We start from the raw sequence: 21,236 nt of genomic DNA on the forward strand, positions 1-21,236 counted from the left end.
CTTGCTGGGGCGGGCTGCCTGCCCGGTCGGCTCGTTGGGTCGGCCTGCCTGCCCGGTTGGTTGGCTGGGGCGGGCTGCCTGCCCGGTCGGCTCGCTGGGACGGGCCGGCGGCAGGCCTGCCGTGTCCTCGGCCCGGGGTGGCCGGGAAGGTGTCACGGTCATCGCGCCGCGACCCCCTCGGCGGAGGCCGGACCGTCCTGTGCCACGACCCCCTCGGCGGAGGCCGTGCCGCCGTGCGCCGCGTCCGCTCCGCCCGCCAGTCCCCACCACGCCGCGAGCCCGAAGCACACGGCCGTCAGCACGGTCGAGGGGCCGCCGATGTCGGCGTAGAAGAAGTCGGTCAGCTGCCACGTCAGCAGGCCGCAGGAGACCAGCGCGCAGTCGAGCCCCGTGCACGTGCGGAGGGCCCGGGGCAGTCGGCGCAGGGCGCACACCAGCAGGGCCAGCCAGCTCCCGGCGAGTGCGAGCAGTCCGATCAGCCCCTGCTCGGCGAGGACCAGCAGGTACATGTTGTGCGGGGACAGCAGCGGCTGTCTGCGGAAGGCGGCCCCCGCGCCCTCGGTGTCGCTGCCCGAGGACAGCGCGAGCGAGGCGTGCGCGTCGCGGTGCTCGGGGAAGCCCTTGAGGCCGACGCCGGTCAGCGGCCGCTCGCGCCACATCCCGGTCGCCGCCGCCCACAGCGTGTACCGGTCGGTGACCGACTGGTCGGGCGCGTCGGTGACCTGGGTGATGCTGGCGATGCGCTCCTGGAGCATGGCCGTGCCGAACCCGAACCCGCCGACCAGCAGCACGCCCGCGGCGAGCGCGGCCGCGCCCGCCTTCAGTGCCCGCCGCATCCCGGCCAGGCACAGCTGGACCACGCAGGTCACGGCCGTGGCGATCCAGGCGCCCCGGCTGAAGGACAGCGCGAGCGGCACCAGCAGCGCGAGGGCGCAGGCCAGGGCGATGCCGCGCTGTCTGACCGGCCCGCGCCCGAGGGCGAGTCCCACCGCGCAGACCAGGCCGAACGACACCACGGTCGCCATGCCCATCACGTCCTGCGCGCCGAAGGTGCCCACGGCCCGCAGTGTCCGGCCCTGGTAGGACGCGCCGGTGCCGGTGACGTACTGGTGGACGCCGACCGCGCCCTCCCAGCCAGCCAGGGCCACGAACGCCCAGGCCAGCAGCCGGAAATCGGCCCGGTTCCGGATCAGCAGCACGACCGCGGCCGGGACCAGCACGAACACCTGGAGATAACGGCCGAGTCCGGCCGGCCCGGCCCCCGGCGAGGACGCGCCGACCGCGGCCAGCGCCAGCCCCACCACCGGCAGGGCCAGCACGATCGCCGCCGTACGGCTCAGCGGCCGGCGCCGCTGCCGCAGCAGTCGGACCGCGCAGAAGCCGACGACCAGCGCGGACAGGGCGTCGGCCGGGCCCGCGCCGCCCTCCGCGCCGGGCGTGAACGGCAGGCCGAGCAGCGCGACCACGGCCACCACCGGCCACACCGGCGACGGTGTCCGGCGGGGCGTCAGCGGCAGGGCGAGGGTCATCGGGTCAGCTCCCCGTCGGGCGGACGAGCGTGGCCGCGGTGCGCGCCAGGATGCAGACGTCCTGCCACAGCGACCAGTTGTCGATGTAGGCGTTGTCGAAGCGGGCCCGGTCCTCGATGGAGGTGTCGCCGCGCAGCCCGTTGATCTGCGCCAGCCCGGTGATGCCGGTGCGCATCCGGTGCCGGGCCGCGTAGCCGGGGTGGGCCTGGCTGAACTGGCCGACGAAGTAAGGGCGTTCGGGGCGCGGGCCGACCAGGCTCATGTCGCCGCGGAAGACGTTCCACAGCTGGAGCAGCTCGTCCATGGAGCTGCGGCGCAGGAAGCGGCAGAACCACGGCATGTCCCGCTCGTTCGCCACGCTCCAGCGGGTGGCGGCCTCGTGCGCGTTCACCGGGCGGTGGGTGCGCAGCTTCAGCAGGGTGAAGGGGCGACCGTCCTTGCCGATGCGCTCCTGGCGGAACACCACCCCCGGCCCCGCGATGAGCCGCAGCGCCGCAGCGCACACCAGCAGCAGCGGGCTGACCGCCACCAGCAGAGCCCCGGACACCACCACGTCCAGCACCCGCTTGCCGAGGTTGCCGCGCAGGCCCGAGCCGAGCCGCAGCCTGCGGCAGGAGAACCCGGCGAGCAGCTCACGCGCCTCGTGGGCGGGCGAGTCGGCGTCCAGCTCCCACACCGCGCACCCCGACTCGGCGAGCGCCCGCAGCAGCGGCGCCTGCTGCACCCGCGCCGAGGGGTGCACGACGAGGATGTCCCGTACGGCGTTCTGGATGAGCGCCCGCTGCACCTCCCCGCCGGTGGTCAGCACCGGCAGCCCGTCGGCGCCCCCGTGGTGGCCGGCGACGACACCGACCGGCCGCACCCCGCAGCGAGGGTGCCGCAGCACGGCCGCGGCCACGCGCTGCGCGGTGGGCGCCGGGCCGACGACGAGCGCGGCGCGCGGGCGGCGCAGCAGCGCGGTCCGGCGCCGCCAGTGCACGAGCGCCCGCCCGGTCAGGTCCGTCGCCGACTGCACCAGGATGCCGACGGCCAGGGTGCGGGCGGACAGCGCGTGCTGCGGGGAGTATGCCGCGAGCAGCGCGGCCAGGCTCAGCCAGGCCACCACGATCCGCCCGCAGACGGCGGGCAGTTCGTCCAGCACGCCCGGCACCCGCATGGGCCGGTGCGGGCGCAGCAGCATGGCCGCGGCCACCAGCAGACCCACCAGGACCGGGTGCCGGTCGGTCAGCGCCAGGGTGCCCAGCAGCGCGGCCGTGGCGTCGGCGGCGAGCAGCGGCAGCGGGGACGCGGGACGGGCCCGGGGTCTGCGCGCGGGGAACAGGAAGCCTGAGGCGCGGCGATGGCTGCGCGGCAACAGGGTGAGGGGCGTGGATCCGTGGTCCCGCGCCTGCGCGCCGGGCGAGGGGACGGTGCTTTCCGCGGTCACGAGTGGATGTGCTCCCTGTCCTCGGTGGGCGCGGGACGCGCCGCAGGGTCCTCGGTGAGCGTGGGGTGCGCTGCGGGGTCTTCGGTGGGCGTGGGGTGCGCCGCCGGGTCTTCGGTGGGCGTGGTGCGCGCCGCCGGGTCTTCGGTGGGCGGGAGAGTCGACGGATGTGCCGCGGGGTGCGCCCCGGGGTCCTCGGCGGGTGCGCCGTCCCGGGCGGGCGGGGTGGGCGCCGTGAGGTCCTCGGCGAGGGGCGCGGGGCGCGCAGCCGCGAGTTCCCGCCCGGCCCCGGCGGGCGCCATCTGCCGTACGCCGCCCAGCAGTTCGCGGTACACGTCCGCGACCGCCGCCGCGGTGTGCCGTACGTCGTGCGCGGCGAGGACATGACGACGCCCCTGGTGGCCGAGGGACTCCCGCAGCATCGGGTCGAGCAGCAGCGCGGCGAGGGCCTCGGCGAGCGCGGCCGGGGCCCTCGGGGGCACCAGACAGCGGGGCGCGAGTCCGTACGGCAGGCTCTCGCGGGAGCCGTCCACGTCCGTCAGGAGCACCGGCCGCCCGCACGCCATCGCCTCCAGCGGCGCCAGCGCCATGCCCTCCCAGCGCGAGGGCAGGACCACCAGATCGGCGGCCTGGTACCAGGGCACCGGGTCGGCCACCGCACCGGCGAACAGCACCGACTCCGGTGCCGTCGCGGCGAGTCGCTGTCGCAGTGGCCCGTCCCCGACGAGCGCGAGCCGTGCGCGGGGCACCCGCCGCAGCACCCGGCGCCAGGCGTCGAGCAGGACGTCCTGCCCCTTCTGCTCGCACAGCCGCCCCACGCACACCACCAGCGGGGCCGCGGGGTCGCAGTCCGGCAGCAGGGACGCCCGTACGGTGTCCACGGCGGCCGGGTGGAAGACCTCGGTGTCGACGCCGTTCGGGACGACACTCCACCGCGCGGCGATCCCGGCGCGCACGCCCCGCTCCCGCTCGGCCTCGCTCACGCACACCGTCCGCCGGGCCCAACGCGCCCCGAAGCGCTCCCAGTTGAGGGCGAGCGAGGCGGTGACACCGCCGACCGCCTCGAACGACCAGGCGTGCGGCTGGAACACCGTCGGAATCCGCCCGCGCACCGCGAGCCGTGCGGCCAGACCCGCCTTCGCGCTGTGCGCGTGCACCAGTTCGGGCCGCACCTCCTCGACCAGACGTCCGAGGGAGCGCACCTCGCGGGCCAGGGCGGGACCGGGCGAGCGGGCCGCCGGCCAGTGCAGGACCTGGGCACCGGCCTTGTGCAGCAATCCGGTCAGCGGCCCCTTCGGGCAGGCCACGCTCACCCGCAGCCCCGCCGCGAGCTGGGCGCCGACCAACTGGACGACCACTCGGGCGACCCCGCCGTCCACGGGCTGCGTGATGTGCAGGACCCGCGGCGGGGGGTCGGTTGCTGACTGGTGCATGCGCGGTTTCCTCGCTCACGGGTGACGCTGGGGACGTGCGGGAACGCGCTTCACTGCTGGGCGTCGACGGCGACAGAGAGCACGCCGGCCCATGCCGCGTCCCGTGAGGGAACGAGTCGGGAGCCCGGCTGGTCACCGCCGCGCCGCAGACCCGCGGTCGGTTCGAACGCGTCCGGGCCGGGGCCGGCGTTGTGCGCGTACGCCGGTTCACGCGCCCCCGCCGCCCCGCCGGTCGTCGGATTCGGCACGTCGTCCAGTGGTCTGGAGGCGTCGTCCCGCGATGGAGCCGGGGAAATGCGCATGACCGGCTTTCCCTTTCGTGCGATTTGCTGGCTATAAGGGTGGGTCGGGAGGTCCGCAACTCTAGCCGCTATCCGTATTAATCCCCCGAAAATGGGCAAGTGTGTCGGAATCGTGAAGCCCGGCTTTCGGCGAGATCACCCCATTGGCGGCACAACTCCTCGGCGTGCCGTGCGTTTTCACAGCGCCGGGCATCCCCGCCCTGGTGTTTGTGTCAATCCCAAGGAGCTCCTCTCCATGTCGCGTATCGCGAAGGGCCTGGTCCTGACCTCTGCCGCTGTCGCGGCCGTAGCCGGCGCTGCCGGTGTGGCCGCCGCCGACTCCGACGCGGTGGGCGGCGCCGCCCACTCCCCGGGCGTGCTGTCGGGCAACGTCGTCCAGGCTCCGGTCCACGTTCCGGTCAACGTCTGCGGCAACACCGTCAACGTCATCGGCCTGCTGAACCCGGCCTTCGGCAACACCTGCGTCAACGACTGACGCGTTCTCGCGAAGCCGGCCGTTCTCCCGTTGCAGGGAGGGCGGCCGGCTCGTCGTTGCGGACGCGTACGGCGGCCTGCTCCGAACGGGGGGCTCCGCGCGAAGGGCGCGGGTCGCCCTCCGTGCCGCCTTCGACCTGGGGTGATGTCCTCGCCGGTGACGGTCGGATGCGACAGGTGTGACACGTGGCGCGATCGCTCGCTTGCCTCATTCTCGGAATCGCCGGCCCGGCTGCGGTCGCGGCCGACAGCGGTTCCGGTCAGGAGCGCACACCCAGGCGGCGTCCCGAACGCCCGTCCCCGGGGCCGACTCGCTCCTCGCCCAGGTGCAGAGCCTGGGCGACATAGGCACCGTCCTCACCCCTGTCACCGACCTCGTCCACTCCGCGCTCAAGGCGGAGAACGGCCGGCTCCCGGCGGAGCAGGCCACCCAGTGGGGCGTACGAGGGACCGGGGGTACGGAAATTTCCTCCGCGTTCGAGTTTCCCCTCCGCCGTCACCTCGTTGTGCACGGCGTCAGAATTCCCTCTGGTGACACGAGTTGTCGAAGAAAGGAACACGATGAAGTCCCTGAAGGCTGCCGCTGTCGTTGCCGGTTCCCTGGCCCTCGCCGGTGCCGCCGCACCCGCGTTCGCCGCCAGCTCCGCCGACCTCACGCCCACCAGCCTCACCGGCGCCGTGAACAACGTCACCAGTGGCCGTCTGCAGCCTGGTGTCGCCGACGCGATGCCGCTCCAGCACCAGTCGGACGCGCTGAACACCGAGAACCCCGACTCCGTGCTGAACACGGTCAAGGGCGCGACCACCGCCCTGAACTCCGCAGGCGGTCTGCTCGGCGGTCTGCCGCTCCAGGGCTGACTGATTCCCGGCCCCTTTCCGCGATTCCGGGGCCCGTGAAAGCGCCGAGAGAGCCGATACCGTGCCGCGTCACGCGCCTTTCCGGCGCGCGGGGCGCAGCGCACGGCATCGGCTCTCTCGGCGTTGTTCGAGGCTCCTTCCCTCGATCGTGTGGAGCCCGCGCACAGCGTCCCCCGGTCGGGTGAGAACCCGCCCGGCGGTGTTCCGCCCCGTCGATAAGGTCGCGCGGTGACCTCAACCCCCAGCGCAACCCGCCCCGTCCACCCCGCCGACCTCGGCACCCTCGTCGTCATGGCGTGGAGCGGCGAGGCCCCCGACGGCGGCGACATGCCCTACCTGCTCGCCTACTGCCTCGGCGACGGCCCCGGCGGCCCCGAGGCGACCAGCGAGGCCGTGGCCCGGCTGCTCGCCGACAAGGGCCTGCCGGTCGGCGGCGACCTCGTCGACGGCAACGTCACGTCCAACGTGCCCGCCAGTCTGCTGGTCGAGGCCGGCCAGGCCGTGCTCACCCTGCCGCCGCTGAACGCCCAGTGCCCCGCGCCGCCGGAGTGGCTCGCCGCCGTCGGCAAACGCGGCTACGCCTACCTGGTGTTCACCACGCGCCCCTGGCCCGAGGCAGCGCCCGGCAGGCCGATCGAGCCCGAGGCGCTGGCCGCGTTCGCGGGCGCCGAGGAGACCCTCACCGCCGCCGCGCATGTGGTCCTGCCCGCGCGCAGCCTGCGCGTCTGAGCCACGATGACCGCCACCGCGGGACAGCGGGTGCGGCACACGGCCGGCTCCGGCCGCGCCTTCGCCCTGCTGCTGGTGATCACGGGCGCGGCCGGACTGCTCGCCGCCTGGGTCATCACCATCGACAAGTTCAAGCTCCTGGAGGACCCCGACTTCACACCGGGGTGCAGCCTGAACCCGGTGGTGTCCTGCGGCAGCGTCATGGAGAGCGACCAGGCCGAGGCGTTCGGGTTCCCCAACCCGATGCTGGGCCTGGTCGCCTACGGCGTCGTGATCTGCGTCGGCGTCAGCCTGCTGACCGGGGCGGTCTTCCCCCGCTGGTACTGGCTGACCTTCCTGGCCGGCTGTGTGTTCGGCATCGGCTTCGTCTCCTGGCTCCAGTTCGAGTCGCTGTACCGGATCAACGCGCTGTGCCTGTGGTGCTGCCTTGCGTGGATCGCGACGACCGTCCTGTTCTGGTACGTCCTCTCGCACACCGTCCGCCACGGCTTCCTGCCCGCGCCGGGCTGGGCCCGCGCGTTCCTCGACGAGTTCACCTGGGTGCCGCCCGTGCTGCACCTGGGGGTGATCGGCATGCTCGTGCTGACACGTTGGTGGGATTTCTGGACGAGCTGATCCTCGTACGACTGCGGCATCCGGGGGAATTGCGCGCTGCGGGCGCGCCCCAGATCGTTGTCCGCTACGGACGTTGAGCCCTCCGACCTCGCAAAGGACCGTGCCTGAAATGAAGTCGAGCACACGAGGAACCCTGGCCGCCCTCCTCACCGGTGTCGCGGCCGCCGTGGGTGCCGCCGCCGCCGCGACGCCCGCCTCGGCGGCCGGCACGGTCCCCGTCCCCGTGCCGCTGGAGGGCGTCGAGCAGTCCCTGGACATGGAACTGCCCGAGGCCGGCGGGGAACTGCCGGTGCCGGCGCCCGGCGCGCCCGAGGGTCCGAGCTACGTCGCGGGCCGGCTGGTCCCGGACCGCGCCCTGCCGCAGCTGCCGGTCAGCGGCGGCCTGCCGGGCGCGGATCTGCGCGCCCCGCTGCCGCATGTCCTCGGCGACGACTTCGACCACCTCGCCGTCGGCGCACCCGCGGCCGACCTGCAGACCCTCGCCCCCGGCCTGACCCTGGACGCCCCGCTCACCCCGCCGGACCCGGACGCGTTCGGCCTCCCGGAGCCCAGGCTCCCGCAGGCGGGCGTACTCACGCCGGTGCTGCGGACGGTTCCCGGCGCGGACCTGGGAGTCGGTGCGGGGCTGTAGGCCCGTGGCCACGGCCGTACGACCGCGGTCGGCGGGCCCGTGCGCGGCCCCGGCGGGAAACCCCGTCCGGGCCCCGCACGTGCGGCGTTCCTCATATGGACGTACGGAAGGTGACCGCGCGGGCCGGCCGGCGGTTTACCGGGGCGGAGTGCACACGGCACACCGAACCGGACGAGGAGAGCGCGATGGTCGTTGGTGTCGGCGGAGTGGCGGTCGGGGCGGAGCAGGGTCCCGCGAGACGGGCGAGCGGGACACGGCGGGACGTGCTGCGCGTTCTGACCGCCTCGGCGGGCGCGCTGGCGCTCGCGCCGGTGGTCGCCGCCTCCCGTCCGGTGCGCGCGGAGCCGGCCGCCGGCCGTCCGGGCGAGGAGGCGTTCGACGAGGTCTACCTGGGCCACCACATCCGCGGGATCAAGACCCTGCCGGGCCGCACCTTCGGCGACGGAGAGTGGCATGTCACCGTCGACGGCCGCCCGCTGCACCTGATGCGCCGCGCCGACGGCACCTGGCTGACCATGGTCGACCACTACGCCTCCTACGCCACCCCGCTGGAGGCCGCCCGCGCGGCCGTCGAGGAACTCGGCCCGGCCCAGCACCTGCGGAAGGCGCCCGGTCACGCCCATCACGACACCCAGCAGGGGGGACACCGTCATGGCGTACGTCCGTAAGGAAGTCAGCACCCTGACGAGCGCCGAGCGGCGCCGGTTCGTCAGGGCCGTGCTGGAGCTCAAACGGCGCGGCGAGTACGACGAGTTCGTGCGGATCCACATCGCGTACTACGTCGCCGACGGGGAGGGCGGCCTGCGCACCGCCCACATGGCCCCGTCCTTCCTGCCCTGGCACCGGCAGTTCCTGCTGGAGCTGGAGAAGGCGCTCAGGCGCGTCGATCCGGCGGTGACGCTGCCGTACTGGGACTGGACGCGCAACCGCACCGCGAACTCCGTGCCGTGGACGTCGGAACTGCTCGGCGGCAACGGGCGCAGCTGGGACCGGCAGGTGACCACCGGGCCGTTCGCGTACCGGACGGGCGACTGGACGCTCAAGGAGGGCGTGACGGACGCGGAGTTCCTCACCCGGGACCTGGGCCGGGCCCGCGACCCGATCGCGCTGCCGACGGCGAGCGATGTGGAGTGGGCGCTGAAGGACCCGGTGTACGACGTGTCGCCCTGGAACTCCACGTCCGCCAAGGGCTTCCGCAACAAGCTGGAGGGGTGGGGAAGCGGGCGGGGCAGCGTGGCCTGGCGCAACCACAACCGGGTGCACCGCTGGGTCGGCGGCGTGATGGTCGGCGGGGCCTCGGTGAACGACCCGGTCTTCTGGCTGCACCACGCCTTCATCGACCTACTGTGGCAGCGCTGGCAGCGGAGGCACAGTGTGCACCGCTATCTGCCCGCCCGTCCGCCGGGCCCGGGCGATCCGCAGCGGGGCCGGGTCGTGGCCCGCCTGGAGAAGCTGCCGCCGTGGGACGTGACGCCGGACCGGCTGGAGGACGTCAGCCGGATCTACCGCTACGCCTGAGCGGGATGCCCTCGGATCTGCCGCTACGCCTGGGCGGTGGCGTCCTCGGCTCCGCCGCCGCGCGTGAGCCGTGCCGTCCTCGGCACCGCCGCCGCGCCTGGACGTTGACGCTCCCGGTGGGAACAGGCGAGAGCCCCGGCGCTCGGAGTGCCGGGGCTCTCGTGTGCGGTCACGGACGGACCGTCAGCCGCCGTAGCCGTAGTCGCCGTTGTCCTCGTGGCCGTCCACGTTGGCGCAGGTGTTGCCGAACGCGGGGTTGAGCAGACCGACCACGTCGATCGTGTTGCCGCACACGTTGACCGGCACGTGGACGGGGACCTGGACGACGTTGCCCGAGAGCACTCCGGGCGACCCGACGGCCTCGCCCTGGGCGCCCGCGTCCGCCAGGGCCAGGCCGGCCCCGCCGATGACCATGGCACCCGTGCCGAGGGCCACCCCGGTCGCCTTCGCGATGCGAGACATCACGTTCTCCTTCTTGCTCGACTGGTGAGCGCGACGGCAGGACTCGCCGCCGCACTTCCCGTTCAACGCGGGGGGTGGGGGCGGGTCACGGTGGGGATCCACGGATCACCCTTTCCGAACAGAGGGCGACGCTCCGTCCGAACAGGCGCGGGAGGCCCCGCGCGGGTGGGCGACGCGCCCCCGCGCCGGCCCGGGAAATTCACCTCCGGCCCGGCGGCGACCTGCACTAGCCTCGCGGGATGACGACGAGCGTGCAGACGGCACAGGACGCGACAGCGGGCACCGGACCCGGCACCGGCCTTGACGCGGAACGTTCCCCCGAACGGCTGATCGGGCTGTTCGCCGAGGAGAGCCGGGTGCGGGCCTTCGCGGCGGTGGCTCTCGGGGCGGCGAGCCCCGCGGAAGTGGCCGAGCTGGCCGGCCTCACCGCCAAGGGCGCGGCCACGGCCCTGCTGCGGCTGCGGGAACACGGCGTGGTGACGAGCGGGGCCGACGGGGAGCCGACCGTCGCCTACGACCTCTTCCGCGAGCTGGCCCGTACGGCACGGCCCCGGCCGGCCGCCGACGACCCCGGCACCGGGGACGAGCGCACCGACATGGTGCTGCGCACCTTCGTGCGCGAGGGCCGGCTGGTACGGCTCCCGGCCCGCTGGAACCGCCGGGAACTGGTCCTGCGGCACATCGCCGAGCAGACCTTCGTGCCGGGCATCGCCTATCCGGAGCGAGTGGTCGACGAGAAGCTGGGCGCCTGGTGCGAGGACGGCGAGGTCGACCATGTGAGCCTGCGGCGATATCTGGTCGATCTGCGGCAGCTGAGCCGGAGCGAAGGCGTGTACAGGCGCCTGGCCTGACAACGTTGTGCGCTGCCCCGCATATGCGAGAAGATCAGCGTCTTCGCTGGTCAAGGGAACTTTGTGCCCCCGGCAGGACTCGAACCTGCGGCCAAGCGCTTAGAAGGTGTCACGCGTTTAGCGATGTGCTTACCTGCGTTTTTGCAGGTCGCCTTGGACCAAACTAAGGAAAGGCGCTTGCCCTAGAAATCCTCGACTTTGACGCGATCCCGTCCACCCGAACGGGGCCCGCCCCGGCTGCCACTGTACGGGCGGCCGGGGCGGTCAGGGTGCGAGTCCGTGCTTTGGACGGAACGGAACCTCGCGCGTGAGGGACCTATCGCACCCGCTCGGGGGAGCGCCTTGACCTGCGGTCAACTGCGCTTGAGGGTGATCCCCTGGGCGGTGCATATGCCAAACACCCGATCGTAGTCGAACGCGTATTCGAATGATTGGGTGGGCCACCCGGCGGGACACGAGGGGGGAGCGTCGACCGCCGGGCGGCCCGGTCTAGGAGTGCTGAGCGAGTTCGTACCGCAGGTTGACGAACGTGCAGCCGTGCAGGGACCGAACGAGCTGCCCGGCCGTGACCCACCGCGCGGCCGGCGAGCCGAAAGTGACGACTTCCTTCACGTCCTTACGCACGGGGCGGCCGAACGGAGACGACGACCAGATGCGCCCGTGCACCCCGCACACCTCGCTGCCGATGACCCGTATCGCGATGCTGCTGTCGACCAGGTGCGGGCACACCTCGACCGCCTTGCGAGCGCAGGGCACGCAGAGCGGCGGGTGCGTCGTCATGAGCCCCTCGGGCCACCGGTCCCACTCGCCCCGATGATCCTCGACGACCCACAGCACGCCGCGGTCGTCGCGGTCCGCCGTATGGCCGCACACCTGACACAAGAGGTACTGCATCGCGATGCGCTGCCGTTCCGGGTGCACATTGCCGTACTCGGGGCGGCCGGCGCCTCGTGCGAGGGAGCGACCGTTCCACAACACGCCGTATTGATCGCGGTCCTCGGGCGTCTCGTCGGCGTACGCGATGCCGCCCTGCCCCGAGTAGACGACCTCGCGCGCGAGCTGCTGCTCGCCGGACCACGCCGCGATGAACGGGACGACGTCCGGCCGGGTGATCGCCTTCACGAGGCACCCCCTACGGCGCGGCCGAGGTCGGCGAGCGCGAAGTGCAGGCGGCCGGTTTCGCGGGAGTGCTGCCGGTACTCGTCGACCTCGGCGACCGAGGCGACTTGCGACAGTTCGTCGAGCCCGACCGCGAGCAGTGCGCCGCCGTACTGTTCCAGTGCGCGCACCCATCGGGGGTGCTGCACCTTGAGCGCGTACAAGGTTTCAGGGAACCACAGCAGCGCCGCGCCGCCACACAGGGTCAGCCGCACACCGACATTGGGCACCGGGTCGCCGGCCGGGACGGCGCCGAGGGAGCGCGCAACCTGCCGCATGGTCGCCTCGACGACGGCCGGGTCGGCGTCCTCGAACCGCGGCGCCGGATAGGTGATCATCAGGCAGGGGATCGGGGCGCCGTCGTCGGTGGTGTCGACCCACGTGCGCGTGTTGACGGTCGCAAGCGTCGCGATCGGCACGGCCTCGGCCGTCCTCGTCTCTGTGGTCACCGAGCACCCCCCCTGTGGAGCGCGAGCGCTGCGGTGTACGCCTCGTACAGCAGATCGGCGTCGGTGACCGGCCCGAACTCCTGCGGCGAGACGATCCACGTGTGCCCCATCTGCGTGTGCGGGGCGACCATCGCGGGGTGCGGCACGGCGACGAGGTCGCCCTCGGTGAGCACCTCGACGTCGGGTAGCTCCCACCGTGCGGCAGAGCCGACCGGCACGAGAACCTCGACGCCGTCGGGGGTGTGCTGCACGGGACCGACGGGCGTTCCGGCGTGCCGCATCTGCGTGACGGTCTTCCAGCCGAGTGCGCGAGGCAGGCGGACGACGTCCCATGCTGTACCGACGGGCACGTCGACGAGCCTGCCTTGATCCCACGAGGCGAGGGCGCCGGTAACGCTCGCGCCGACTCTGCTGATCCATTCGAGGGCGGCCGGGTCGGGTGCGCCGGCTGTGAGTCGCACGCTGTCGTCGACCCGCTTGTGCTGCTCGGTCACCGGACTACCTCCGGCCGTGCCGTCGGCTGCTCGGGAACGGGAACGAGGGCGAAGCGCAGGTGCGCGAACAGCGCCTCGGCCTCGGATCGAGACATCACGAGGTCGGGGTAATCCTGCGGCTCGTCGAGGTCGTACAGGGTGAGCGGTACGCGCACCTCGCCCGTCCGCCCGTCGCAGGCGGGCGTCGAGCCTCGGCGTAGCGATGCATGTACGCGGGACATTGTGACCCCCGGTCGGTAGTCGGTGGGTCACGTACCGTAGAGCGTCTACCGACCGGTAACGGGTACAGAATGTACCCCTGTCCCAAGCTGTACCCCTGGTCAGACCGCCGTCGGTACGCCGATCGCCTCGGCGAGCCGGCTCGCCTCGGGGCGCATCGCGCGAGGGGCGTGCCGCCACAGATCGGCAGCCACGGACCGGGCCGACGGGGTGTAAGCGACGGTTTCAGCGCCGATCTCGTATGCCATCTTCATCACCATGAGCGCCGCCGTGCGGTCGCCTCGCTGCAGGTGCCCGCGGGCGACCTCGACCCACAGCCGGGCCTTGCGCTCGACCGACGGCATGACGTCGGGGTCGATGTCGTCGGCTAGCCCGATCGCCCGCGCCGACTTCCGCAGGTCGGTCGCGACACTGACCGCGTGGAAGTCGACATTCGCGCGTCCGAACACGGTCGACGGGTGCACGTACGAGGCGGGCAGGCTCTTCGCGACCTGGTCGCCCTTGTCCCAGTATCGCCACGCGTCGCCCTCGCGGCCGTCGCGGGCGACGGTCACGGCGGCGTGCAACTGCAGCGCCCCGTACACGCCGCGCCAGTCATCGGGGGACTCGTCGAGGTGCGGGCGGATCAGTTCGGACGCCTCGACGACGACGCGCAGCGCTTCCTCGGGGTAGCTCGTCTCGCGCAGGATGTTGCCGAGGTTCCATGCTGCGGCGGCGATCGCGTCCGGCCGGTCTGCTTCCTGCGCCGAGGTGAGCGCACGGTCGGCGACGACCCATGCGAGTTCGGCCGGGGCGACGTACGCCGTCGCCTGCCCGGTGAGCCGGTAGATATCCGACAGGGCGACCAGGGCGGCACGCCGCTCGGCGCCGTCGAGGGCGCGCACGGCTGCCTCGCCGTCGCGGATCAAGTCGGGCAGCAGCGCCGTGACCTCGGATCGGTTGTGCTGCGAGGTGTGCCACAGGTTCCAAGACTGGTCGACGCGTCCCTGCAGCACCGCGGGGTCGATTGACTGCCGACGAGCAGGTGAGGCGAGGGACATCGGCCGGTTCATCACGGCCGCCCACACGTCGGGCAGTCCGGGATGCGAAAGCCGGCCGGTCGGTACCGGCTGCGCCGGGCCGTCGGTCTGCCCGGTGATAGCGGATAGATCCGAGAGCTGCAGTGCGGCGCCGAGCCGTACGAGCAGGGTGTGCGACCGCAGTTCACGCTCGCCGGTCTCGATCTTCTTCAGCCACTCGACGCCGCGGCCGCACATCTGCGCGAGCGCCTCGCGGGTAAGGCCACGGGATTCCCGCAGCATACGGATTCGTTCACCTGTGGACAGTTCGCCGGACGGGTCCATGCCGCTCCTTCACGAGCCGGTGCCGTATCGCCAGGGTACGGCCGACGTCAACGGCAGCAGAACGCACAAAAGCGCCCCCGCCCGGCCGTAAGGCCGGACAGGGGCGCAGTGTTCATGCGATGCGGCGGCGCTCGGCAGGCAGCCCGAGCAGCCTCGACGAGGGGCTCGGCGACGGTTCCTCGGGCGGCGGGGCGCCGTCGCGCCTGCAGATCAGGGCGTCGGGGTCGTCGGCGGGCGCCTGCAGTGAGTACCCGTCCGGGCACGTCTGACCGTCGCGACCGTCGGTGCCGTCCTTACCGTCCTGTCCCGCAGGACCGGGGGGACCGGCGGGGCCCGTCGGCCCGGCCGGTCCCGGCGGCCCGGTCACCGTGGCGCCGGGCTCGCCCTGCGCGCCGGATGGTCCGGGCGACCCTGTCACGGCCGGCCCCGGACTGCCCGGCTCACCCTGCGGCCCGCGGGGGCCCGCGGGACCGGGGATCGGTACGGGCACCTCGGCCCGCGAGGGCAGATCGTCGACCGCCCTCGCAGGGTCCGGCGCCGCCGGCGTTTTGCCCTCGGCCTTGATCTGCTCGCGCAGCACGCGGACGTCGCCCGCGAGTACCGAGACGGCGTCGCCCCTCAAATTCGCCTCGGCGGCGAGCGCGTCGGCCCGACGTGCCTCGGCGTCGATCCGCAGCCACACCAGGACGACGGCGCCCGACAGCACGAGCAGCACGGCGGCGACCGCGAGCGACCGCCACCGTTGCGCGAGGATCGGCTGAGCATGACGGCCGTTCACGTAGGTTGCCCTCCCAACTCGACGATCCGTTCGCGCAGCCGCGTGTTCTCCTGCGTGAGCGTCGTGATCTGCCCCTGCAGCGCCGCCTTGTCCGCGCGCTCACTGGCGAGTTCGGCGTACGCCGCGGCGAGCAGCCGCTCGTTCTCGACGAGGCGGTCGCGCAGCTTGTCGCGCTCTTCCTGCAGCTCGTTGACGAGCCCGAGCGATCCGGTGATCACGACGCCGGACTGCGAGGCGGCGTTCGCGCCCCGGTGCCCGATCAGGGCGGCGGCGGCCGCCGCGAGCCCGACGACGATGGTTCCGACGGCGCCGAGCGTCGCAGCGTCCACGCGCTACCTCCGGTTGTGCAGTGGGGGGTCGTTGCGGCCGTAAGGCCGGCGTCACCCGCTCGTCGAGTCGCCGCTGCTCAGGTACCGCGCGCCGTCGACCGGTTCGAGAGCCTCGAACTTGGGGTACGCAGGCGGCCGCGCCCACCCGAGGAACACCCCTGCGAGGTTCTGCAGGAAGGTGCCGTTCAGCCGCTCGCCGAGCAGTTCGAGCAGCCGGAACACGAGGTAATAGGCGACGCCGGCCGCGAAGGTGACCGCAGCCATGACGGTGGTCGAGTCGATGTCGAACCCGGCGCGGGCGACCAGGGCGAGCAGCAGCCCGACCAGGTACGGCACGACGGTTCTCATGTACGAGACGAACAGGCCAGCAGACATACCGGCCCCCTTTCGGTGGTGGGTGAGTGGTCGGCGGCGATCGCCGGCCGGGGAGATCAGGCGACGACGGTGAACCCGTGTGCCCTCGCGAGCCGCTTGAGTGAGGTCTCGCCGGGGATGCCGTCGGCGTCGGCGCCGCTGTAGCCGTAGCGGCGCTGCAGCAGCGCGTACGCGCTCTTGGTGGCCGTTCCGGCGTGCCCGTCCGCGTACTTGCTCGCGAGCAGCCCCTCGGCGACGAGGGCAGCCTCGACGTACTCGACAGGGGCGTACGAGACCGGCGTACCGGGCTTGGGCGGGTCGGCCTTGAACGCCTTCACGAGCTTGGCCAGGCTCACGACCTTCGCGGCCGCGGTCGTGCCCGCGGGCAGCTTGAGCTTGCGTCCCTCGCTGATCTTGTCGGGGTCCTTGATCCCGTTCAGGTCGGCGAGGATCTTCACGGTCGTCTTGTGTGCGGCCGCGATCTCTCCGAGGGTGTCGCCCGCCCTGACGGTGTACGTCGTCGACGACGCCGACCCCGAACTGCTGCTCGCCGCCTTGTACTTCGGTCGGCCGTACCCGGCGATGTCCGCCTCGGTGCGCACCCTGCGGGCGCAGACGTTCGCTGTGTTGCCCTCGATCGTGTACACGTACGCGCCCGAGACCGAGGTCACGATGCCGACGTGGTCGATCCGGGCGATCTCGTTCGTGCCGCCCCAATCGAAGAACACGATGTCACCGCGCTTGATCCCCTTCGCGCCGGCGTGCCACTGTCCGGCCGCCTTGAAGCGGGCGGCGTGCGCCACGGTGTACGCGTAGTCGGTGCCGAAGCACACCGCCTCGTACTCGCCCGACTCGACCGCGGCGCGGGTGATCGTCGCGTCGCACCACGGGAAGTTGTAGGCGTACGCGGCGCCGTTGCGCTGCCGGTACCACGTCTGTATCGCGTTCGGCTCGCCGGTCCCGATCCACCGCTCGAACGCGCTGATCATCGCCTCGACGCTCATGCGGACGCGCCCCCCTTCGCGGTGTCGTCGCCGTCGGCGGGCGCGTCCTGGTCGACGCCCTCGACGTCCTCGGCGGGCGCGTCCTGGTCGGCGCCCTCGTCGACGGCGGCCTCGGGGCCGCTGTAGAACCCGGCCATGTCCGGGGCGCCGTGCACCTGCGCGAGCAGCGCCTGCTCGTCGTCGACGGTCGGCCCGTTGCCGGTGCGCACGAGGTGCTGCGCCTGCTCTTCCTGGTCGCCGAGCCGCTCGGGGATCGGCCGTTCTGTGTCACCCATGGGTGAGCCCCTCCTGTCGGGCATGAAAAAGGCCCCTGCCGGTCGGCGAGGGGCGAGCGTGAGGTACGTCGGGGTGCGGCTACGCGGGTTCGAACAGGACGTACGCCACGGTCGACGTTTCGGTGCCGCTGCTCGACGTGATCGTGAACCCGACGCCGGGGTTCTTCGTGATCGAGAGGTGCCCGGCCGCGCCGCCGAGCGCCTGCCGGAACGGCAGAACACGCGTGTTCGCGGTGATCGAGGTGTTGGCCACGGTGACCGTGCCCGCCGCGAGCGTGGCGACGCCCATGCGCGCGTTGGCGCCTTCCTTGATCGCGACGCCGCCGCCGGCCGAGCCGAGGTTCAGCGCGTTCGCGGCGCCGGCCCAGATGTTCCACACGCCGCCGGACTGCCCGGACGCCGCAGCCAGGTACCCGCCGACGTTGAGGTTCCCGCCGACGTCGGTCGGCGGGGCGTAGACGTCGACGGGCGCGGCGGTCGTGCCGGTGCGCTCGGCGATGTTGAGCCCGCGGCGCAGCACGTTGTTACCGCCGCCGTCCGACCAACCGGCCGTTGCTGCGTGCAGGAACCCGGACGCGACCGACACGTACTCGGAATCCTCGACGCGCACGCCGTACTGCGGGCTGTTGGCCTGCGTGCCGTTGTCGTCGGTGCCGGGGTAGCAGGTGACCATGCCGACGATGACGGGCACGCCGGCCGTGTCCACCTTGAGCCCGGCGTACGCGCCGCCGCCCAATCCGCCGTTGCGGCCGTCGCGGCGGGTGAGCAGGTTCTCGAACTGCAGCGGGGCGTTCCCGACGGCGTCGACCAACACGCCGTTGAACCCGTTGCGGTCCGTCGAGCAGCCCGAGAACAGCATGCCGCCCGAGCCGGTGCCGACCGCCCAATCGCCGGTCAGGTGATAGCCGTTGTTCCCGTTCCACTCGGCGCGGCAGCCGATCGCCTGCGAGTTCGCGGCGTTGATGATGTTGAACCCGTTCGCGAAGTTGCCGATCGCCTGCACGTCGATCAGGGTCAAGTCAGTCATGATCTGAACCGACAGCCCATGTCCGTGGCAGTTGTCCAGCATCACGCGGTGCAGGCGCCACGAGTACGGGTTGATGCCTTCGTTCTCGCCGCAATAGATACCGTTCCCGGTGACCTGCCGCACGGTGAAGTCGCGCAGTCCGACGTTCTGAATGTTCCCCTTGGCCTGCAGCCCGTCGACCCCGGATCCTTCGGGCAGATCTCGCCCGTCGATCATCAGATTCAAGATCCGGTGTTCGGCGCTGATCGTCGAGTAACCGCCCGTCGCGGCGTCCACCAGCCTGATAACCGCCTCGCCCTCGAAGGTGGGCAACGGCCGGATGTAGCACGGCGGGTCGGTCAATCCCGGCACGGTCATGAGGTTGGTGTGCGTGCTCATCAGCGTGACCGCGGGCGGAACCGTAAGCGGCTCACTCGTGCGGTAGGGCAGACCGGGCAGGTAGACGATGCCGCCCATCGGGCACGCGGCGATCGCTGCCTGAATCGCGAGATAGTCGTCGGTGACGTTGTCGCCCTTCGCGCCGAAGTCGAGCACGTTGAGCCAGTCACGTACCGAGCCGGCCGCAGCCTCGTCGGTGCCGATGTTGTGCGCCTCGATCCACGCGCGCGTGCTGCCGCCCGCGTCGGCCCACATCCCCTCGACGCCGTCGGGGCCGAAGAACCGGGGCAGCGCCCCGTACTCGTCGGTCGTGATCGAGGTGATCGGCAGGCTGCCGGCGTCGAGTAGATCGGTGTACTGCGTGCCGCCGGTCGACGCGTCGTAGAAGGTGACGACCGAGCCGGCCGCGACCCCCCACAGACCGTCGGACGGGCGCACGACAAAGTCGCCGATTCCTGCGCCGAACTCGTACCGCATGGTCAGTCCACCACCCAACTGACGCCGGAATTCGGGAGCACGTATTCACCCTTCGCGATGGCGGGATGGTTCGTGAGCCACACCTGACCGGGTCGGTCCGAGGCGGCCGAGTAGATCGTCAGCCGGCTGATCTCGACGCCGGTCGTGTAGCACATGACGAACTGGTCGCGGTTCGGGTGCCGGTAGGCGGCCGGGATCAGTACGGGCAGGCGGGACTCGTCGCCGCCCGCGAGGGTGCCGGCCGCGCGCTGGAACGATCCGAGGCGCAAGTGCACGTTGCCGTTGCGCTTCTGCAGGACGCTGTCCGTCGTGACGGTCCACGCGGACAACGGGGAGTTGATCTCGATCACGCCCGAGTCGTCGAACAGGCCGGCCCACGAGTCGCCCGTCCACACCCGTACGCGCCCGGTGTTGGTCTCGAAGCACATCTCTCCGGGCGCCGGGTTCGGGTTCCTGGTCGTCGAGGTGCACGGCCGGATACGGACGCCGACGTACAACTCTTCCCGGCTGACCGTCACGGACGACGCTGCGTTGCGGATCGTCACCTGAGCTAGCGGGATCTCGTACAGCCCGGTGTCGCCCGTGTCCTGCACGAGGGCAGGGGCGCCCGCGCCGGGGGCGCCTTGCCGGACGACGGCCCGTACGGTCCACGTGGACCGGTCGAGCCGCAGCACCACCCGGTCAACGCGAGTGGAACCCGACACGTTCGCAGCGATGGGCAGGTTCTCGACGGACGCACCGGAGTACCACGCGTGCCCGCGCACCGAGGCATAGGCGTTCGCCTTGATGTTGACGGACCATCCGGTACCCGCGGTGACTACTGGGGTACTGCTCGCGGGGTCGCCGTACACGCCGTCACCGGAGAAACGAGCGGCGATCTTCTCGTACTCGCTGTCAGTCACCGCGCGAGCGTTGTGCGCCGGGCTCGGCCAAGAGTCCTGAGCCACGCGGGCACCTCCTTATCGGGTTTCGAGCCGGCCGAGTCGGCGGCCGAGCGTGCGTATCGCCTTGACCGTCGCGGGGTCGGACGTCGCTTCTGGGGAGCCGATCAGCGTCGTGACGTACTCGCCGGAATCCGGGGTCGCCTGCAGATGGATGGAGCGCACGAGGTCGGCGACCTCGACGCCGTACGGGAGCGCGACAGTGACCTTGTCGCCGAGATCGAAATCGCGGCCGGCCTTGAGGTCGGGGGTGTCCACGGTCACCGTGGCGAGTTCGACCGGGGCGGCGCCTGCGGCGATCTCTTCCTTCCCGGCCTGCGACAGCTCGCCGTTCGTGTCGTTCTCGGCCGAGCCGTCGAGGTACTTCTCGACGCGCCACCAGGACGCAGCCGCTGCGGTGTTGGCGGTCTGTACGTATGTCCGTCCTGACGTGCCGGTCTCTGGCTCGGTCCCGGCGATCAGTGCGTGCGTGACGGTCGGCGCCGACTGCTTCGAGGTGATCGAGCGCAGGTTGCCCAGACCGATGCTGAACCGCGCCGTCGCGGTCAGGTCGCGCGGCGCGTAGCAGCCGAACAGGATCTGCCCTGCGGTCTGCCGGGTGCGGAACCCGATCGCCCCGCCGTCGACGGCGATGCGTCTGCAGGTGTCGAGCAGCGCCTCGAACCTCGTCTTGACGGTGGTCGAGGTGCCGACGCCGGCGACCGCGTCGAGCGCGAACGACGGAATGCGGCGCTCGGCGCGGGCGCCCGGCCCGCAGTTCTCGTTCACCAACTGCCTGATGATCGTCTCGGCGTTCGTGCTCGTGATCTGCCGGTACGTGTTGGCGAGCTGCGCCGTCCACGCGTTCGCCGGGGTCGGCCACGTGATGTATCCGGCCACGATCGCGAGGTCGTCCGAGAAACTGACGGTCACCTTCCCGTAGCCCGGCTCTTCGGTGACCGACCACGTGAAGTCGGCGGGGATCTCCAGCGGGCCGGACATCCACACCGCGCCGTCGCGGATGAGCACGAGCCGGTTGCCGGGCTGCAGTTGAGCCATGACGTCCGGCCGTGCGGGCACGTCGACGCTGCCCGAGCCGGGCTCGTTGAACTTCTTCGTCGCGTCGAGGTTCGTCCACCCGTCGATCGGGTCGCCCTGCACGACGAGGTTCCTGTCGGTGATGAGCAGTTGCACGGCCACCCGACC

25 protein-coding genes and 1 pseudogene are annotated in these 21,236 nt (G+C 72.2%); 8 read left to right on the forward strand and 18 right to left on the reverse strand.

Annotated elements, in window-relative coordinates; translation table 11 throughout:
• Positions 1–158: 158 nt before the first annotated feature.
• The 4 genes and pseudogenes from ABZZ79_RS00625 to ABZZ79_RS00640 all read right to left on the reverse strand — a co-directional run bounded on the left by ABZZ79_RS00625 (position 159) and on the right by ABZZ79_RS00640 (position 4,687).
• Positions 159–1,529 carry an O-antigen ligase family protein gene (locus ABZZ79_RS00625; protein ID WP_356684932.1) on the reverse strand — a complete coding sequence of 457 codons (1,371 nt, stop codon included), beginning with the start codon at positions 1,527–1,529 and terminating at the stop codon, positions 159–161.
• 4 nt (positions 1,530–1,533) lie between these two features.
• Positions 1,534–2,955 (reverse strand): exopolysaccharide biosynthesis polyprenyl glycosylphosphotransferase, encoded by a 1,422-nt coding sequence (locus ABZZ79_RS00630; RefSeq protein WP_356684934.1) that lies wholly within the window; start codon positions 2,953–2,955, stop codon positions 1,534–1,536.
• 308 nt (positions 2,956–3,263) lie between these two features.
• Positions 3,264–4,385 (reverse strand): annotated as a pseudogene (locus ABZZ79_RS00635) (glycosyltransferase); the annotation flags it as partial.
• Between the two features lie 50 nt (positions 4,386–4,435).
• Positions 4,436–4,687 (reverse strand): hypothetical protein, encoded by a 252-nt coding sequence (locus ABZZ79_RS00640; RefSeq protein WP_356684936.1) that lies wholly within the window; start codon positions 4,685–4,687, stop codon positions 4,436–4,438.
• Positions 4,688–4,922: 235 nt separating this feature from the next.
• Between ABZZ79_RS00640 and ABZZ79_RS00645 the strand changes: the two genes are divergently transcribed.
• From ABZZ79_RS00645 to ABZZ79_RS00675, 7 genes are all read left to right on the forward strand, one after another.
• Positions 4,923–5,162, forward strand: a complete 240-nt coding sequence (locus tag ABZZ79_RS00645) for a chaplin (protein ID WP_356684938.1) — start codon at positions 4,923–4,925, stop codon at positions 5,160–5,162.
• A 560-nt stretch (positions 5,163–5,722) separates the two neighbouring features.
• Positions 5,723–6,019: a hypothetical protein gene (locus ABZZ79_RS00650; RefSeq protein WP_356684939.1), complete on the forward strand. Its 297-nt coding sequence runs from the start codon at positions 5,723–5,725 to the stop codon at positions 6,017–6,019.
• Between the two features lie 228 nt (positions 6,020–6,247).
• The gene (locus tag ABZZ79_RS00655; protein ID WP_356684941.1) at positions 6,248–6,748 is read left to right on the forward strand and encodes a DUF5949 family protein; all 501 of its coding nucleotides are present in this window, start codon (positions 6,248–6,250) and stop codon (positions 6,746–6,748) included.
• A gap of 6 nt (positions 6,749–6,754) precedes the next feature.
• A complete protein-coding gene (locus tag ABZZ79_RS00660) occupies positions 6,755–7,363 on the forward strand; it encodes a vitamin K epoxide reductase family protein (protein ID WP_356684943.1) in 609 nt (202 codons plus the stop codon).
• Between the two features lie 109 nt (positions 7,364–7,472).
• On the forward strand, positions 7,473–7,994 hold the full coding sequence (locus ABZZ79_RS00665; protein ID WP_356684945.1) for a hypothetical protein: 522 nt from the start codon (positions 7,473–7,475) through the stop codon (positions 7,992–7,994).
• A 185-nt stretch (positions 7,995–8,179) separates the two neighbouring features.
• Positions 8,180–8,662, forward strand: a complete 483-nt coding sequence (locus ABZZ79_RS00670; protein WP_356684947.1) for a tyrosinase family oxidase copper chaperone — start codon at positions 8,180–8,182, stop codon at positions 8,660–8,662.
• On the forward strand, positions 8,646–9,512 hold the full coding sequence (locus tag ABZZ79_RS00675; RefSeq protein WP_356684949.1) for a tyrosinase family protein: 867 nt from the start codon (positions 8,646–8,648) through the stop codon (positions 9,510–9,512). The genes ABZZ79_RS00670 and ABZZ79_RS00675 overlap by 17 nt, the downstream gene beginning before the upstream one ends.
• 183 nt (positions 9,513–9,695) lie before the next feature.
• On the opposite strand, the gene ABZZ79_RS00680 is transcribed toward ABZZ79_RS00675, so the two are convergent.
• Positions 9,696–9,926 (reverse strand): chaplin, encoded by a 231-nt coding sequence (locus tag ABZZ79_RS00680; protein ID WP_356685834.1) that lies wholly within the window; start codon positions 9,924–9,926, stop codon positions 9,696–9,698.
• A 287-nt stretch (positions 9,927–10,213) separates the two neighbouring features.
• On the opposite strand from ABZZ79_RS00680, the gene ABZZ79_RS00685 reads away from it, so the two are divergent.
• Positions 10,214–10,825 (forward strand): DUF2087 domain-containing protein, encoded by a 612-nt coding sequence (locus tag ABZZ79_RS00685; protein ID WP_356684951.1) that lies wholly within the window; start codon positions 10,214–10,216, stop codon positions 10,823–10,825.
• A gap of 489 nt (positions 10,826–11,314) precedes the next feature.
• Here ABZZ79_RS00685 and ABZZ79_RS00690 read toward each other — a convergent pair whose 3' ends face one another.
• The 13 genes from ABZZ79_RS00690 to ABZZ79_RS00750 form a co-directional block, all read right to left on the reverse strand.
• The gene (locus tag ABZZ79_RS00690) at positions 11,315–11,947 is read right to left on the reverse strand and encodes a hypothetical protein (protein ID WP_356684953.1); all 633 of its coding nucleotides are present in this window, start codon (positions 11,945–11,947) and stop codon (positions 11,315–11,317) included.
• Entirely contained in the window at positions 11,944–12,432 is a 489-nt protein-coding gene (locus tag ABZZ79_RS00695; RefSeq protein ID WP_356684955.1) for a hypothetical protein, read from the reverse strand. Before ABZZ79_RS00695 ends, ABZZ79_RS00690 begins: the two co-directional genes overlap by 4 nt.
• Positions 12,429–12,926 (reverse strand): hypothetical protein, encoded by a 498-nt coding sequence (locus ABZZ79_RS00700; RefSeq protein ID WP_356684957.1) that lies wholly within the window; start codon positions 12,924–12,926, stop codon positions 12,429–12,431. Before ABZZ79_RS00700 ends, ABZZ79_RS00695 begins: the two co-directional genes overlap by 4 nt.
• Positions 12,923–13,081 (reverse strand): hypothetical protein, encoded by a 159-nt coding sequence (locus ABZZ79_RS00705; protein WP_356684959.1) that lies wholly within the window; start codon positions 13,079–13,081, stop codon positions 12,923–12,925. Before ABZZ79_RS00705 ends, ABZZ79_RS00700 begins: the two co-directional genes overlap by 4 nt.
• Before the next feature lie 165 nt (positions 13,082–13,246).
• Positions 13,247–14,488: a helix-turn-helix transcriptional regulator gene (locus ABZZ79_RS00710; RefSeq protein WP_356684961.1), complete on the reverse strand. Its 1,242-nt coding sequence runs from the start codon at positions 14,486–14,488 to the stop codon at positions 13,247–13,249.
• 112 nt (positions 14,489–14,600) lie between these two features.
• The gene (locus ABZZ79_RS00715) at positions 14,601–15,266 is read right to left on the reverse strand and encodes a collagen-like protein (RefSeq protein WP_356684962.1); all 666 of its coding nucleotides are present in this window, start codon (positions 15,264–15,266) and stop codon (positions 14,601–14,603) included.
• A complete protein-coding gene (locus ABZZ79_RS00720; protein WP_356684964.1) occupies positions 15,263–15,595 on the reverse strand; it encodes a hypothetical protein in 333 nt (110 codons plus the stop codon). The genes ABZZ79_RS00715 and ABZZ79_RS00720 overlap by 4 nt, the downstream gene beginning before the upstream one ends.
• A gap of 51 nt (positions 15,596–15,646) precedes the next feature.
• Positions 15,647–15,970 (reverse strand): hypothetical protein, encoded by a 324-nt coding sequence (locus ABZZ79_RS00725; RefSeq protein WP_356684966.1) that lies wholly within the window; start codon positions 15,968–15,970, stop codon positions 15,647–15,649.
• Positions 15,971–16,026: 56 nt separating this feature from the next.
• Positions 16,027–16,953: a LysM peptidoglycan-binding domain-containing protein gene (locus ABZZ79_RS00730; RefSeq protein WP_356684968.1), complete on the reverse strand. Its 927-nt coding sequence runs from the start codon at positions 16,951–16,953 to the stop codon at positions 16,027–16,029.
• Positions 16,950–17,228 carry a hypothetical protein gene (locus tag ABZZ79_RS00735; protein ID WP_356684970.1) on the reverse strand — a complete coding sequence of 93 codons (279 nt, stop codon included), beginning with the start codon at positions 17,226–17,228 and terminating at the stop codon, positions 16,950–16,952. Before ABZZ79_RS00735 ends, ABZZ79_RS00730 begins: the two co-directional genes overlap by 4 nt.
• Before the next feature lie 79 nt (positions 17,229–17,307).
• Positions 17,308–19,110, reverse strand: a complete 1,803-nt coding sequence (locus ABZZ79_RS00740; RefSeq protein ID WP_356684972.1) for a glycosyl hydrolase family 28-related protein — start codon at positions 19,108–19,110, stop codon at positions 17,308–17,310.
• A gap of 2 nt (positions 19,111–19,112) precedes the next feature.
• The gene (locus ABZZ79_RS00745) at positions 19,113–20,012 is read right to left on the reverse strand and encodes a hypothetical protein (RefSeq protein ID WP_356684974.1); all 900 of its coding nucleotides are present in this window, start codon (positions 20,010–20,012) and stop codon (positions 19,113–19,115) included.
• Positions 20,013–20,069: 57 nt separating this feature from the next.
• Positions 20,070–21,230 carry a siphovirus ReqiPepy6 Gp37-like family protein gene (locus ABZZ79_RS00750; protein ID WP_356684976.1) on the reverse strand — a complete coding sequence of 387 codons (1,161 nt, stop codon included), beginning with the start codon at positions 21,228–21,230 and terminating at the stop codon, positions 20,070–20,072.
• Positions 21,231–21,236 lie beyond the last annotated feature (6 nt).

This window comes from Streptomyces sp. NPDC006458, from assembly GCF_040612135.1.
In the GTDB taxonomy this organism is placed as follows: domain Bacteria; phylum Actinomycetota; class Actinomycetes; order Streptomycetales; family Streptomycetaceae; genus Streptomyces.